This window comes from Streptomyces sp. NBC_01450 (genome assembly GCF_036227505.1).
Classification (GTDB): Bacteria; Actinomycetota; Actinomycetes; order Streptomycetales; family Streptomycetaceae; genus Streptomyces.
The window spans coordinates 3,245,310-3,259,985 of sequence record NZ_CP109480.1 but is presented as its reverse complement, the minus strand read 5'-3'; the positions used below and the strand labels follow the sequence as shown (position 1 = coordinate 3,259,985).

The 14,676-nt window shown below is 72.1% G+C and carries 10 protein-coding genes; 6 read left to right on the top strand and 4 right to left on the bottom strand.

The window, feature by feature from the left end:
- Positions 1-17: 17 nt before the first annotated feature.
- The gene (locus tag OG568_RS14635; RefSeq protein ID WP_329531866.1) at positions 18-4,133 is read right to left on the bottom strand and encodes a bifunctional nitrate reductase/sulfite reductase flavoprotein subunit alpha; all 4,116 of its coding nucleotides are present in this window, start codon (positions 4,131-4,133) and stop codon (positions 18-20) included.
- Positions 4,134-4,326: 193 nt separating this feature from the next.
- Between OG568_RS14635 and OG568_RS14630 the strand changes: the two genes are divergently transcribed.
- From OG568_RS14630 to OG568_RS14615, 4 genes are all read left to right on the top strand, one after another.
- Entirely contained in the window at positions 4,327-4,716 is a 390-nt protein-coding gene (locus tag OG568_RS14630; protein ID WP_095852150.1) for a cell division protein SepF, read from the top strand.
- Positions 4,717-4,839: 123 nt separating this feature from the next.
- Complete coding sequence (locus OG568_RS14625; protein WP_329531865.1) at positions 4,840-5,997, top strand: ATP-binding protein; 1,158 nt, start codon at positions 4,840-4,842, stop codon at positions 5,995-5,997.
- Entirely contained in the window at positions 5,994-6,332 is a 339-nt protein-coding gene (locus tag OG568_RS14620; RefSeq protein ID WP_075030563.1) for a nucleotide pyrophosphohydrolase, read from the top strand. The genes OG568_RS14625 and OG568_RS14620 overlap by 4 nt, the downstream gene beginning before the upstream one ends.
- A 254-nt stretch (positions 6,333-6,586) precedes the next feature.
- Complete coding sequence (locus OG568_RS14615) at positions 6,587-7,063, top strand: DUF6099 family protein (protein ID WP_266430013.1); 477 nt, start codon at positions 6,587-6,589, stop codon at positions 7,061-7,063.
- A gap of 92 nt (positions 7,064-7,155) precedes the next feature.
- Here OG568_RS14615 and OG568_RS14610 read toward each other — a convergent pair whose 3' ends face one another.
- Positions 7,156-8,079, bottom strand: a complete 924-nt coding sequence (locus OG568_RS14610) for an LLM class F420-dependent oxidoreductase (RefSeq protein ID WP_329531864.1) — start codon at positions 8,077-8,079, stop codon at positions 7,156-7,158.
- 282 nt (positions 8,080-8,361) lie between these two features.
- On the opposite strand from OG568_RS14610, the gene OG568_RS14605 reads away from it, so the two are divergent.
- Both OG568_RS14605 and OG568_RS14600 read left to right on the top strand, forming a co-directional pair.
- A complete protein-coding gene (locus tag OG568_RS14605) occupies positions 8,362-9,873 on the top strand; it encodes a 3' terminal RNA ribose 2'-O-methyltransferase Hen1 (protein ID WP_329531863.1) in 1,512 nt (503 codons plus the stop codon).
- Positions 9,870-12,419 (top strand): polynucleotide kinase-phosphatase, encoded by a 2,550-nt coding sequence (locus tag OG568_RS14600; protein WP_329531862.1) that lies wholly within the window; start codon positions 9,870-9,872, stop codon positions 12,417-12,419. Before OG568_RS14605 ends, OG568_RS14600 begins: the two co-directional genes overlap by 4 nt.
- A 152-nt stretch (positions 12,420-12,571) precedes the next feature.
- On the opposite strand, the gene OG568_RS14595 is transcribed toward OG568_RS14600, so the two are convergent.
- Positions 12,572-13,465, bottom strand: a complete 894-nt coding sequence (locus OG568_RS14595; RefSeq protein ID WP_329531861.1) for a hypothetical protein — start codon at positions 13,463-13,465, stop codon at positions 12,572-12,574.
- Entirely contained in the window at positions 13,462-14,511 is a 1,050-nt protein-coding gene (locus OG568_RS14590; protein WP_329531860.1) for an SPFH domain-containing protein, read from the bottom strand. The genes OG568_RS14595 and OG568_RS14590 overlap by 4 nt, the downstream gene beginning before the upstream one ends.
- Between the last annotated feature and the right edge of the window lie 165 nt (positions 14,512-14,676).

Here is a 14,676-nt window from a genome sequence, read left to right as displayed (position 1 = left end):
GCACCACACCCCGTGTCTCAGTACACGTCCCGCACGTACCGCTTCTCCGCCGCCAGCTGTTTGACGTACGCGGCGGCCTCCGCCTCACCCAGACCGCCGTGCGCGACGGCGATGTCCCGCAGCGCCCGGTCGACGTCCTTGGCCATCCGCGAGGCGTCCCCGCACACATAGAAGCGGGCGCCGTCCTGGAGCCAGTGCCACAGCTCGGGCCCGTGCTCACGCATCCGGTCCTGGACGTAGACCTTGGCACGCTGGTCGCGCGAGAACGCCGTGTCGAGCCGGGTGAGCGTGCCGTCGTCGAGCAGCCCGGTCAGCTCGTCCTCGTAGTAGAAGTCGGTGGCGCGGTGCTGCTCGCCGAAGAACAGCCAGTTCGGAGCCCGGTGGCCGAGTGCCCTGCGCTCCTCCAGGAATCCCACGAACGGCGCGACTCCGGTACCGGGGCCCACCATCACCATGGGCGTCGTCGCGTCCGCCGGGGGCCTGAAGTGCGGCGACCGCTGCACGAAGACCGGCACCTCCGCGTCCGGCGCGGCGTCGGCGAGGAAGGGCGAACACACCCCGCCCCGCGCCCGGCCGCCCGGATTCTCGTACCGCACGACGGAGACGGTCAGCGAGACGAGGTGCGGGTCGACGAGCGGACTCGACGAGATCGAGTACAGCCGGGGCTGCAACCGCTTGAACACCTCGGTCCACTCCTGCGCCGACGCCCGCACCGGATGCTCGGCCACCACGTCCACGGCCTGCCGACCCCACGACCAGCGCGCCAGCTCGCCCTTGTTGTCCGGACGCAGCAGCTTCCTCAACTCCCGCCCGTCGCGAGTCCGTTCGCTGACGAAGCGCAACAGGTCCGGAGTGATGCGGGTGATGTCGGCATGCCGGAGCAGGGCCTCACGGAAGGAGGTCTCGCCGACTCCTACCGTATCGACGGCTGTTGACCCGTCGACCCCGACGGTCTCCAGCCATTCGGCAACCAGCTCAGGCGAGTTGACGGGCCGTACGCCCAGCGCGTCCCCCGCCTCGTACGGCAGCGGGCTCTCGCTGTCGCGGGTGTCGAAGGTGAACCGGCGCACCTCCTTGCCGGCGCCGGGCAGGCTGAGCAGCCGGTTGCCGGTCAGCCGGGCGGTGGCGGCGGCCGGCGCGGGCCTGGCGGACTTGGCGGCCCGGGGCACCTCGGGCGTCGTGGTGGTCTCCGGCGTCCTGGGTGTCTCGGTCCGTCCGCCGAGCGCGGTGAGGATCTGATCCAGCCAGGCATCCGCGGACGGTTCGTAGTCCGGCTCGCAGTCCGTACGGGGAGCCAGGCGTACGGCGCCCAACTCGTCAAGGCGCGCGTCCAGCCGACGTCCGTGCCCGCAGAAGTCGTCGTACGAGGAGTCGCCGAAGGCCAGCACGGCGTAGCGCACGCCGTCCAGCCGCGGGGCCTCCCGCGCGGACAGGGTGTCCCACAGGCCGGACCCGTTGTCGGGCGCGTCGCCGTCCCCGAAGGTGCTGGTGATGAAGAGCAGATCGGCGCTGCGGGCGAGCGCGCCGACGTCCGCCTCGTCCATGCCGACCAGCCGCGCCCGGTGCCCGGTGGCGGCGAGCCGGTCGGCGGTGGCCGTCGCGAACTCCTCCGCGTTCCCGGTCTGCGAGGCCCACAGCACCACCACCTCACGGCCCGCGGACTCCGGCGCCAGGGCCACCGGGGGCGCGGAGCGCGAGTACATCCCGGCGAGCACGCCGTTCACCCACAGGGCGTGCTCGGGGTCGAAGGGGGCGTCCGGGGGCAGGACGGGTACGCCCGGGAGCCCGGAGGGGAGCCCGGCGAGAAAGCCGCTGAGGTACAGCCGTTCGACGGAGGAGAGAACGGGCGGGGGAGCGGGCTCCAGGCCGAAGCCTCCGGATGCCGTGCCGAAGCCCGCGGGCGTCGTGTCGAAGCCTCCGGGCGTTGTTTCGACTCGGTCGGGCATCCTCGGTCCGTCCGGTGTCTCCGGAAGAGCCCTTCGGGCGGCGACGCGCGCGAGCGACACCGCGCACACCTTGAACTCCGGCTGGAACGACACCGGATCCACCGCGTCACTGGTCACCGCGTTGATGCTCAGGTACTCCCCGAACAGGTCGTTCCAGTGGAACGGCGCGAACACGCACCCCACCCGCACCCGATCCGTCACCACCGCCGGCAACACGGCACGCCCCCGCCGGGAGGCGACCTCCACCGAGTCGCCTTCCGCCACTCCGAGGGCGGCCGCGTCCTGCGGATGCAGCTCCACGAACGGTCCGGGATTGAGCTTGTTGAGCTTCGCGACCTTCCCCGTCTTGGTCAGCGTGTGCCACTGGTGCTGCAGGCGCCCGGTGTTGAGGACGAACGGAAAGTCGTCGTCGGGCATCTCCGCGGGCGGCAGATGGGGCCGCGCGTGGAAGACGGCCCGCCCGCTCGCGGTGGGAAACGACAGCTCGCCGTCCCCCTGCCCGTCCACATACCGGATCGGATTGCGCGCGGGTCCGTCCTCCCGTGCGACCGGCCACTGCACGGGCCCGCCGCGCAGCCGCTCGTAGGAGGCGCCCCGCAGATCCCACCCGGTCTTCGGATTCCACGCCCCCTTGATCTCCTCGAAGATCTGCTCGGCACTGTCGTACGAGAACCCCTTCTCGTACCCCATGGCGCGGGCGACGTCCGCGATGATCCGCCAGTCCGCCCGTGCCTCCCCTGGCGGGTCGACGACGGGCCGTGCCAGGGTCAGCGTCCGCTCGCTGTTGACCAGGACGCCCTCGGCCTCCGTCCACAGCGCGCCGGGGAGCACGACATCGGCGTACGCGTTGGTCTCGGTCTCGGCGAAGACGTCCTGGGTGACGACGAACTCGGCGGCTTCCAGCCCCTCGATGACGGTCCGGCGATTGGCGACCGAGGCGACAGGGTTGGTGCAGATGATCCAGCAGGCCTTGATGTCCCCCTCGGCCATCTTCCGGAACATCTCGACGGTGCCCTGCCCCACGCCGTCCTTCCGGATGCTCCCGACCGGCAGCCCCCACAGCTCCTCGATGAACGAACGCTCCTCGTCCACCAGCACCGACCGCTGCCCGGGCAGCCCGGGCCCCATGTACCCCATCTCGCGCCCGCCCATGGCGTTGGGCTGCCCGGTGAGGGAGAAGGGCCCGCTGCCCGGTCGGCAGATGGCGCCCGTGGCGAGATGCAGATTGACGAGCGCGTTGGTGTTCCAGGTGCCGTGCGTGGACTGGTTGAGGCCCATGGTCCAGCAGCTCGTCCACTCCCCGGCCTCGCCGATCAGCCGCGCCGCCGCCCGGATGTCGTCCTCCGGGATGCCGGTGATCCCGGCGACGGCCGCGGGCGGATAGTCGGCGAGGAACGCGGGCATCGCCTCCCAGCCCTCGGTGTTTCGGGCCATGAAGTCCGGGTCCGTGTACCCGCCTTCGTGCAACAGGTGCAGCAGTCCGTTGAGCAGCGCGAGATCGGTCCCGGGCCTGATCTGCAGGAACAGATCGGCCTTCGCCGCCGTCGCGGTGCGCCGCGGATCCACGACGATCAGCTTGGCCCCCGCCTTCACCCGCTCCATGAGCCGCAGGAAGAGGATCGGATGGCAGTCGGCCATATTGGACCCGATGACGAGGAACACGTCCGCGCGGTCGAGATCGTCGTAGGACCCCGGCGGTCCGTCGGCGCCGAGCGACAGCTTGTAGCCGGTGCCCGCGCTCGCCATGCACAGCCGTGAGTTCGACTCGATCTGGTTCGTCCCCACGAAGCCCTTGGCCAGCTTGTTGGCGAGGTACTGCGCCTCGAGGGTCATCTGCCCGGAGACATAGAAGGCGACGGCGTCCGGGCCGTGCTCGTCGATGATCGCGCGCAGGCGCCGGGCGGTCTCGGCGAGGGCCGCGTCGACGGGGACGGGCCGCGGCTCCTCGCCGCGGTCCTCCCGCACGAGCGCGGTGGTCAGCCGGCCGGGCGCGGCGAGCATGTCGGCCGTGGTCGCGCCCTTGGTGCACAGCCGGCCGGAGTTGGCGGGGTGTTCCTTGTCGCCGGACGCCTTCAGGACCGTACGCCGTCCGTCCGGTCCCCGGCCGATGTCGAGGACCATGCCGCAGCCCACACCGCAGTACGAGCAGACGGTCCGGACCTGCTCCGGGCGGGGGGTCGTGGTCATGCCGAAGACAGTACGAATTGCCCGTTACGCGGATGTCACATGGTCTGATCTTGGAGGGTTACGCCCGCTGCACAACCGGCCGGCGGGCGATGTGAGGGTGTCGCGGACCGTGTCGCTGTTGGGCCGAACGGGTGACCATGCGTAAGAATTGGCCGGTGCAGACAATGAGTGCGAGCCAGGACGGGGTGGGCCAGTGAACAGCCACGACGTCACCGACGAGCAGTGGGAAGGGCTCGCCCAGGTCGTTCCGCTGCGGGGCCGGGACGCCTGGCCCTCGGCGGTGAACCACCGGTCGATACCCGAGGCCGTGACCGAGGCGCGGCGACGCTTCGTGGTGCTGCGGGTCAATGTGTTCGCCGACGCCCGCGACGTCGCGGAGACGCTGATGTCGGGCATCCCGGTCCTGCTCGACCTGACCAGCGCGGAGACCGAGGTCGCCAAGCGGGTGCTGGACTTCAGCACGGGGGTCGTCTTCGGTCTGGCGAGCGGCATGCACCGGGTCGACCGGAACGTGTTCCTGCTGACACCGCGTGGCACCCAGGTGCAAGGGCTGATGGAGGGAGCGGGGGTGCCGGGGATCTGACCGGGGGCGGCCAGGACCGGGCCCCGCGCGCGGGCGCGCGCCGGTCGCCCGATCGTAGGAAGGTCAACAGGGCGTAACGGTTCACCTGCGGTTCGCCCGGCGGGGGACCCTTACCGTCCACATATGACCGTGTCATCTCTGGCGGCCCCCGCCCGGGCCGAGGCGCGCCCCGACCGGCCCGGCGCCACCGAGCTCAGGCTCGCCGCCTTCGCCGCGCACCGGCGCGCCCGTTTCCCGCTCGGACCGCTCACCCTCTTCACCGGGCCCAGCGGCAGCGGCAAGACCACTGCCCTGCGGGCGTACGAGGCGCTGGCGCGGCTCGGCGGCGGCGCCTCGCTGGGTGAGGTGTTCCCGGACCCGGTCGCCTGTGTGCCCGAGCGGGCCCTGCCCGACGCCCAGCGACGGCGCGGGTTCCGCATCGGCTGCACGGCCGACGGCCCCGAAGGACCCGTACGGCTCGATGTCGCCGTCCAGGCCGAGCCCGAACTGCGCATCGTCGGCGAGCGGTTGACCGCGGGCGGGCTGACCCTCCTGGAGACCGCGCTACGGGACCCGGGGCGCCGTGTGGTCCAGGCGGCCTGGTACACGGCGGGCTCGTCCGCGGTGACCCGGGGCCCGCTCCCCGACGACCGCCTCGGCACCGCGCTGCTGCCGCTGCGCGTCTCCGGCCGGACGGACGGCGAGCGCCGGGTCCTCGCGGCGGCCGAGCAGATGGTGGTCGCCCTGCGGGCCGTGTACGCCTGCGACCCGAGCCCCCGGCGGATGCGCGCAGCCGCCCCGCTCGGCGCGGGGCGGCTGCTCCGGGGCTGCGACAACCTCGCCGAGGTGCTGTGGCGCACCCGCTCGGAGTGCGGCCACCGCTACGCGCACCTGGTCACGGCGGTGCGGGCCGGCTGCGCGGGCCCCGTCGCGGACGTACTGGCCGAGCCGCTCGGCGACGGCACCGTCCGCGCGCTCCTCGACCGCGGGGACGGCGTCCGTACGCATCTGGGGCTGCTCGGGGACGGCGAGTTGAGGTATCTGGCGCTGGCCCTGGTGCTGCTCACCGGGCCCGGGGTGCTCGAGGTCGACCCGGCGGGTGAGGTCCCGGCCGCGCTGCAGACGCTGACTGTGCTGGCCGACGGCCTCGACCAGGGGCTGGACGTGCGGCAGGCCGGGGAGTTGGTGCGGCTGGCGGCGCGGATGTGCGCGCGGGGGCACATCCGGCTGGTGGGTGCGGTGAGCGATGCCGTCCGGGTGTGCGAGGTGCCGGGGGTCGCGGTGGTAGACCTGACGCCGTGAGTGAAAGCGAACTGGACGTGGCGAAGTTGCAGCGCAGGCTGGCCGAGTTCGCGGCCGCGCGGAACTGGCAGCAGTACCACACGCCGAAGAACCTGGTCGCCGCGCTGAGCGTGGAGGCGTCCGAACTGGTCGAGATCTTCCAGTGGCTGACGCCCGAGGAGTCGGCGCGTGTCATGGACGACGCGGACACCGCGCACCGTGTCACGGACGAGGTGGCGGACGTGCTGGCGTATCTGCTGCAACTGTGCGAGGTGCTCGGCATCGACGCGCTGGCGGCGCTCGACGCGAAGATCGACCGGAACGAGCGGAGGTTTCCGGTGGGGGAGGGGGCATAGCGGGAGGCGGGCGGCCGCGCGGTGGCGTCGTGGAGGTGTCGTGGAGGCGTCGCGGTGAGGGCGCCGGGGAAGCGGCGAGTCCGATTGCTTCGACTGTCACTCTCCGGAGTCGTTGAGTTGTCCACATTCAATTCTGTGTCCACAGATTTCGGTCTTCCTCTGGCTTTTCGTCTCGCGGACTCTCACTCTGGGTAGTGGACAGGGGAGTTCGGGCGGACGTGCGATGAGCGCGTCGGGACAGACGGGGGCAGCGCATGGACGCGGTGCGGCTCATCGGGGCGAGCAGGCGTGCCCTCTCGGGGAGCGGGGAGACGGTCGAGGTGATCGCGGAGGCGTGGCAGGCGCAGGCTCTGGCCCAGGCCATAGGGAGTCGCTTCGCCGTCTCGGGACCGCCGGAGCTCCGGGGCGAGGCGCTCGGACTGACCGAGCTCGCGGGCCGGGGCTGCGGCGTGCTGAACGCGCCCCCGCTCGACGTGGCCGACCTGCGCGCCGCTCAGCTCACCGAGCTGGGTGATGCGCGAGAGTCCCTGCTGAGCCTCGGGGGTCTTCTCGGTGAGGTCGGTATCGCTCTCGTCGGTATCGCCTGCGCGGCGGACGATCAGGGGACCTACTGGCAGTGCATGGAGGCGATCGACGCGGCGGACGAGTCCCGGGACCGGGTTCTGGAGATGCTGAGACGGTTGGCGGCACGGGATCAGGGGGTGGTGGAGCGGGGGCGGGCGATGGGGTGACGGGGATGCGGGGCGAGGCCCTGCCTCAGGGGCGCGGGGGACTGCGCGCTCACCCCCCGCCCACCCCCCCCAAGGGTCCGGGGAACGCGACCTCAGCCGAGCTGCGGCATGACCTCCGCGGCGATCAACTCCAGGTGATCCAGGTCATCGAGGTCCAGCATCTGCAGGTACATGCGCTGCGATCCGACGGCCTGATACTGGGCGATCCTCTCGACGACCTCCGCCGGGGAGCCCGCGAGCCCGTTCGCCTTGAGCTCGTCGACGTCCCGCCCGATGGCGTCCGCGCGCCGCTTCACCTCGCTGTCGTTCCTGCCGACGCAGGCGACGAGCGCGTTCGAGTACACAAGGTCGTCCCCCTTGCGCCCGGCCCGCTCGGCCGCCGCCCGCACCCGCTGGAACTGCTGCTCCGTGTCCGCGAGGGAGGCGAAGGGAATGTTGAACTCGTCGGCGTACCGCGCCGTCAGCTCGGGCGTCCGCTTGGAACCGTGCCCGCCGATCAGGACCGGCACCTTCGGCTGCGCGGGCTTGGGAAGCGCGGGGGAGTCCTTGAGTTGGTAGAACTTCCCCTCGTAGGTGAACCGTTCACCGACGGGTGTCTCCCACAGGCCCGTGACGATGGCGAGTTGTTCCTCCAGCCGCCCGAACTTCTCCTTGGGGAACGGAATCCCGTACGCCTCGTGCTCGGCCTCGTACCAGCCGGAGCCCAGACCGAGTTCCACCCGCCCGCCCGACATCTGGTCGACCTGCGCGACCTGGATGGCCAGGACGCCGGGGAGGCGGAAGGTACCGGCCGTCATGAGCGTGCCGAGGCGGATCCGGTTCGTCTCGCGGGCGAGACCGGCCAGCGTGATCCAGGCGTCGGTGGGCCCGGGGAGCCCGTCGACGGATCCCATGTGCAGGTAGTGGTCAGAACGGAAGAAGGCTCCGTAGTTGAGGTCTTCGGCGGCCTTGGCGACGCGGAGCAGCGTCTCGTAGGTCGCTCCTTGCTGCGGTTCTGTGAAGACTCGAAGATCCATGCATCCATCATGCACCGGTCACATCAGCCGACCCGGCTGGAACCGCTGCCCCACCCGAAACAGGCCACTCTCCCGCCCGGGCAGGCCCTGGCCGCCCTCGCCAGGACCGGAGAGGGAAAATTCCCAGGTCGCCCAGGGGCGTTCGCTATACGTTGGGACGGGCGCGCCGACGACAGGCCGGGAGCAGTGATCCCCCGGCGCGCTCCCCATCGCTGTGGTTCACCGGCGCTCGGCGCAGGTGAGGCAACCGCAGCTCAGAAGACGTTTCGAGGCAGACTCACAGTGTTCCTGACGATCAGTACCACCGGTACCCCAGAGCGCCCCGCCACCGACCTCGGCTTCCTGCTGCACAAGCATCCCGAGAAGGCGCAGGCGTTCTCGACCTCCTACGGCACGGCGCACGTCCTCTACCCCGAGGCGTCCGTCGAGCGGTGCACGGCCGCGCTGTTGCTCGAGGTCGACGCGGTGGCGCTGGTCCGGCGCGGCAAGGGCAAGGGCCGCGGCGGCGCACCCGACGCCGCGCTCGCGCAGTACGTCAACGACCGCCCGTACGCCGCCTCGTCCCTGCTCGCCGTGGCGCTGAGCGCGGTGTTCTCCAGCGCGATGAAGGGCCAGTGCGCGGCGAAGCCGGACCTGCCCGCGCGGTCGCTGCCCCTGCGGATCGAGGTACCCGCGCTTCCCGCCAGGGGCGGCGCCGACCTCGTACGCAAGCTGTTCGAGCCGCTCGGGTGGACGGTGACGGTCGAGGCCGTGGCGCTGGACGCGGAGTTCCCCGAGTGGGGCGACTCCCGCTACGTACGCCTGGAACTGGAGGCGACCGGTCTGACGCTCGCCGAGGCCCTGCGCCACCTCTACGTGCTGCTCCCGGTGCTCGACGACGCCAAGCACTACTGGGTGTCGTCCGACGAGGTCGACAAGCTGCTGCGGGCGGGCGAGGGCTGGCTGCCGGACCACCCCGAGCAGAAGCTGATCGCCGACCGGTACCTCTCGCGCCGCTGGTCGCTGACGCGGGAGGCGATGGAGCGGCTGGAGCTCGTACGGCTCGCCGAGGCCGACGACACCCAGGTCGAGGAGATCGACAACGCGGTCGACGAGGAGGCGGACACGGAGGAGAAGCCGGTCCCGCTCGCCGTGCGGCGCCGGGACGCGATCCTCGCCGCGCTGCACACCTCCGGCGCGGCCCGCGTCCTCGACCTCGGCTGCGGGCAGGGGCAGCTGGTGCAGGCGCTGCTCAAGGACGTACGGTTCACCGAGATCGTCGGTGTCGATGTGTCGATACGCGCGCTCACCATCGCCTCGCGGCGGCTCAAGCTGGACCGGATGGGTGAGCGGCAGGCCGCGCGCGTGCGGCTCATGCAGGGCTCGCTCGCGTACACCGACAAGCGCCTCAAGGGGTACGACGCCGCCGTGCTCAGCGAGGTCGTCGAGCACCTCGACCTGCCCCGGCTGCCCGCCCTGGAGTACGCCGTCTTCGGCTCCGCCCGCCCCCGTACGGTCCTGGTGACGACACCGAACGTCGAGTACAACGTCCGCTGGGAGACCCTCCCGGCCGGACACTCCCGCCACGGCGACCACCGGTTCGAATGGACCCGGGAGGAGTTCCGGACCTGGGCCCACCAGGTGGCCGGGCGGCACGGATACGACGTGGAGTTCACGCCCGTCGGCCCCGACGACCCGGAGGTCGGTCCGCCGACCCAGATGGCCGTCTTCACCCTCGCCGCCACCACCGGCACCACCGGCACCCCGACCACCACCGGCACCCCGACCACCACGAAGGAGGAGAAGGCCGCATGACCGGCAACGACAGCACCCAGGGGCGCACCCTGCCCGTCACCGACCTCTCCCTGGTCGTCCTGATCGGCGCGTCCGGCTCCGGCAAGTCCACCTTCGCCCGCCGGCACTTCAAGCCGACCGAGATCATCTCCAGCGACTTCTGCCGCGGCCTGGTCGCCGACGACGAGAACGACCAGAGCGCCAGCGGCGACGCCTTCGACGTCCTGCACTACATCGCGGGCAAGCGGCTCGCGGCCGGCCGCCGCACCGTCGTGGACGCCACGAACGTCCAGCAGGACAGCCGCCGCCAGCTGATCGAACTCGCCAAGAAGCACGACGTGCTGCCCATCGCGATCGTGCTGGACGTGCCCGAGGAGGTGTGCGCCGAACGCAATGCCGCACGCACCGACCGCGCCGACATGCCGCGCCGCGTCATCCAGCGCCACATCCGCGAACTCCGCCGTTCCCTGCGGCACTTGGAGCGCGAGGGATTCCGCAAGGTGCACGTCCTGAGGGGCGTGGCGGAGATCGAGAGCGCCGTGGTGAGGACGGAGAAGCGGTTCAACGACCTGACCCACCTGACCGGACCCTTCGACATCATCGGTGACATCCACGGCTGCGCCTCGGAGCTGGAGACCCTGCTCGGCAAGCTCGGTTACGCCGACGGCGCGCACCCGGAGGGACGTACGGCCGTCTTCGTCGGCGACCTCGTCGACCGCGGCCCGGACACCCCGGGCGTGCTGCGCCGTGTGATGTCCATGGTCGCGTCCGGCGACGCGCTGTGCGTGCCGGGCAACCACGAGAACAAGCTCGGCCGTTACCTCAAGGGCCGTAAGGTCCAGCACTCCCACGGACTGGCCGAGACCATCGAGCAGCTGGACGGCGAGAGCGAGGAATTCAGCGCGCGGGTGCGGGAGTTCGTCGACGGACTGGTCAGTCACTACGTCCTGGACGGTGGGCGGCTCGTCGTCTGCCACGCCGGACTGCCCGAGAAGTACCACGGCCGCACGTCGGGCCGGGTGCGCTCGCACGCGCTGTACGGCGACACGACCGGGGAGACGGACGAGTTCGGCCTGCCGGTGCGCTACCCGTGGGCGGAGGACTACCGGGGCCGGGCGGCCGTTGTCTACGGGCACACCCCGGTCCCCACGGCCACCTGGCTGAACAACACGATCTGCCTCGACACCGGTGCCGTGTTCGGCGGCAAGCTCACCGCGCTGCGCTGGCCGGAGCGCGAGCTCGTCGACGTACCGGCCGAACGGGTCTGGTACGAGCCGGCGAAGCCGCTGGCCTCCGAGGCGCCCGGCGGCCACGAGGGCCGTCCGCTGGACCTCGCCGACGTGCACGGACGGCGGGCCGTCGAGACGCGGTACGCCGGGCGGGTGGCGGTGCGCGAGGAGAACGCGGCGGCGGCCCTCGAGGTCATGAGCCGGTTCGCGGTCGACCCGCGCCTGCTGCCCTACCTCCCGCCGACGATGGCGCCCACGGCCACCTCCCAGGTGGAGGGCTATCTGGAGCACCCGGCCGAGGCCTTCGCCCAGTACAAGGAGGACGGCGTCGCCCGCGTCGTGTGCGAGGAGAAGCACATGGGGTCGCGGGCGGTGGCGCTGGTCTGCCGGGACGCGGGGGTGGCGCGCGAGCGCTTCGGTGTGGCGGAGGGGCCCACGGGAGCGCTGTACACCCGTACCGGCCGGCCCTTCTTCGACGACTCCGCCGTCACGGAGGAGATCCTCGGGCGACTGCGGGAAGCCGTGACGGCGGCCGGTCTGTGGGAGGAACTGGGCACGGACTGGCTGCTGCTCGACGCCGAGCTGATGCCGTGGTCGCTCAAGGCGTCCGGGTTGCTGCGCAGCCAGTACGCGGCGGTCGGGGCCGCGTCCGGGGCCGCGTTCCCGGGGGCGCTGGCCGCGCTCGAAGGCGCCGCGGAGCGTGGGGTCGACGTCGGGGAACTGCTCGGCAGGCAGCGGGAGCGGGCCGCCGACGCGGCGGCGTTCACCGAGGCGTACCGGCGGTACTGCTGGACGACGGACGGGCTGGAGGGGGTGCGGCTCGCTCCCTTCCAGATCCTCGCCGTCCAGGGCCGCAGCCTTGCCGCGGTGCCGCACGACGAGCAGCTCGCGCTCATCGACCGGCTGGTCGAGCACGACGGGAGCGGGCTGCTGCAGACCACTCGGCGGCTGTTCGTGGACACCGGGGACGCGGAGTCCGTGCGGGGCGGGGTGGACTGGTGGCTGGAGATGACCGGGCGTGGGGGCGAGGGCATGGTCGTCAAGCCGGTCGGGGCGGTGGTGCGCAGCGGGCAGGGGCGCCTGGTCCAGCCCGGCATCAAGTGCCGGGGCCGTGAGTATCTGCGGATCATCTACGGTCCGGAGTACACGCGTCCTGAGAACCTCGCCCGGCTGCGGGGGCGTTTCCTGAACCACAAGCGGTCGCTCGCGCTTCGGGAGTACGCGCTCGGGCTGGAGGCGTTGGACCGGCTGGCGGAGGGGGAGCCGCTGTGGCGGGTGCATGAGGCGGTGTTCGGGGTGCTGGCGTTGGAGTCTGAGCCGGTGGACCCACGGCTGTAGGGGTTCCTCGCCCCCGGCGCCCCTACCCGTCCCATCCCGAACCTGGGGGCTCCGCCCCCAGGCCCCCGGGGTGCCTTCTTCGGCTGCGGGTGGGTGGGGGCTGGGCGCGCAGTTCCCCGCGCCCCTAAAAGCCTCAGCCCGTCCGGCGTTTGTCAGCCCACGAGGCGCAACCTCACCCCCGCCACCCCCACCCGTACCGTCTGGCCCCACACCAGCTCCACCGCGTCCCCCTCCATCCCGTCCCCGAACGCGATGAGGCGGTCGGACTCGACCGTGAGGGAGAGGCGGGCGGAGGCGGTGAGGGAGCCGGCCACGAGGGAGGTACCGGTGGCCGGTGACGGCCAGGCCTCGCGGACGAACCAGAGGAGGCGTTCCTCGGCGGGCCCGGGCAGCGGGAGCTCCGCGCCCCGCTCCTGCCACACCGAGCGGAGCCACCCGCTGGCGCCCGTCCCGGTGCCGACCAGGACCCCGGAGGAGGCCTGGGACTCGACGGCACCCCCGTACTCGTCGAGTCCCAGCCGATAGCGGGCCGTCTGATGGCTCGCGGTTCCGAGATAGATCTCGTTGAGCGCGACGAGCCGTTGCGTGTCGTCCGCGACGGCCTCGACCATGGTCAGCTCGTCGGTCCGGCCCCCGTGCGCGGAGGCGAGCAGCGCGCCCGCGTCGCGCGGCCGGTGCCGCACGAGCACGCCCGGGTTCCGTCCGGGGTCGGTGTCGATCCCCACCACCGGCTGTCCGGTCAGGTACTTGGCCACGTTCGCCACCAGCCCGTCCTGCCCGACCACGACCACCACGTCCTCCGGGGCGAAGAGGAAGCGGTCCAGGTCGCCGCGTTCGATGCGCGCTTGACGCCATGTCAGCGGAACCGCCGACACCACCTCCGCCAGCGCCTCGCGCGCCCGCCGGTGCCGCTGTGCCACCTCCTCGATGTCCCGCCCCCGGGAGGAGAGGAAGAACGCCGCCTGCCCGTGCGTGCCGTGCCGGGCCACCAACTCCTCGTACTCCGTGGTGCGGTGGACGAGGACGACACGGGGCGCGAGACTCACTGCTCCGGCCCCCGGGAGGCCCCGTTGCCCAGCCGCGCGAGCAGGCCCGTCAGGACGTCCGGCGACACCGTGACGCTGTCGATGCGCGGCAGGTTCTCCGCGAGCCGCGTGCCCGTCAGGGCGTGCAGCGTGGCGACGTCCACGTCTTCGTGGACCCGCAGCCAGGCGGCCTGCGCCACGGCCCGCGCCTCGCCGATCTCCCGTGCGGCGGTGGCCTCGGCCTTGGCGAGCTGTACCGTCCGGGTGCTCTCCGCCTCCGCGAGCCGCACGGTCCGCGCCGCCTCCGCCCCGGCCCGCACCGCGTCCGCCGCCGCGTGCTCCTCCGCCTCGCGCCGCGCGTTGGTGCCGCGCTGGTCGACCAACTGCTCCTCGCGCCGGGCGAGTTCGATCTGGCTGGCGAGCTCGTTCTCGGCGATCGCCCGCTCCCGCTCGACGGCGACGGCCCGGCGTTCGTACGTCGCCTTGTCCGCCTCCTGCTGGATCTGCTCGCGGGCGGGAGTGCGCAGGGCCCGCTCCACCTCGGGTTCCGGGCGCAGCGCGACGACCCGTACGGCCACCACCTCGATGCCCGTCGCGGGCAGCCGGGGTTCGGCGGCGAGCCCGCCCGCGATCCGCTCCCGTACCGACGCGACGCCGTCCACCAGGGCTGCCGCCAGCGACGTACGGGCCAGCACGTCCAGCGCGTGCTGCTGGGCCGTCTCGGTCAGCAGCGAACCCAGCTGTTCGAGGGGCGCGCCGCGCCAGGCGCCGGTGTCGGGGTCGATGGAGAAGTCGAGCCGCGCGGCCGCGATGCCCGGATCGACGATCCGGTAGGTGACGGTCGCCTGCACCGCGACGTCCTGGAAGTCGGACGTACGGGCATGGAAGGTCATCGCCAGCTCGCGGTCGTCGACCGGGACTTCGGAGAGCGCGGCGGTCAGGGAGCGGTACCAGAAGCTGAGGCCGGGGCCGTCGTGCACCAGCCGGCCCGACCGGTGGTGGCGGACATGGGCGGTCGGCGCCCCGCGCAGATGGCGCCAGCCGAGACGCCGGGTGATGTCGGCCATGGGTACCCCCTCGCCGCCGGGCGAGCCCGGCGACCGCTGTGATGCGCTTTTGTCGTCGTAGTGACGATAACGAAGGGGCGCCCTTATCGTCAAGAGGACGAAATCAACTCGCCGGTCTCCCGTCGATCCACGGGTGAACAGGCGTCCGGATGGTCAGGATGGAGG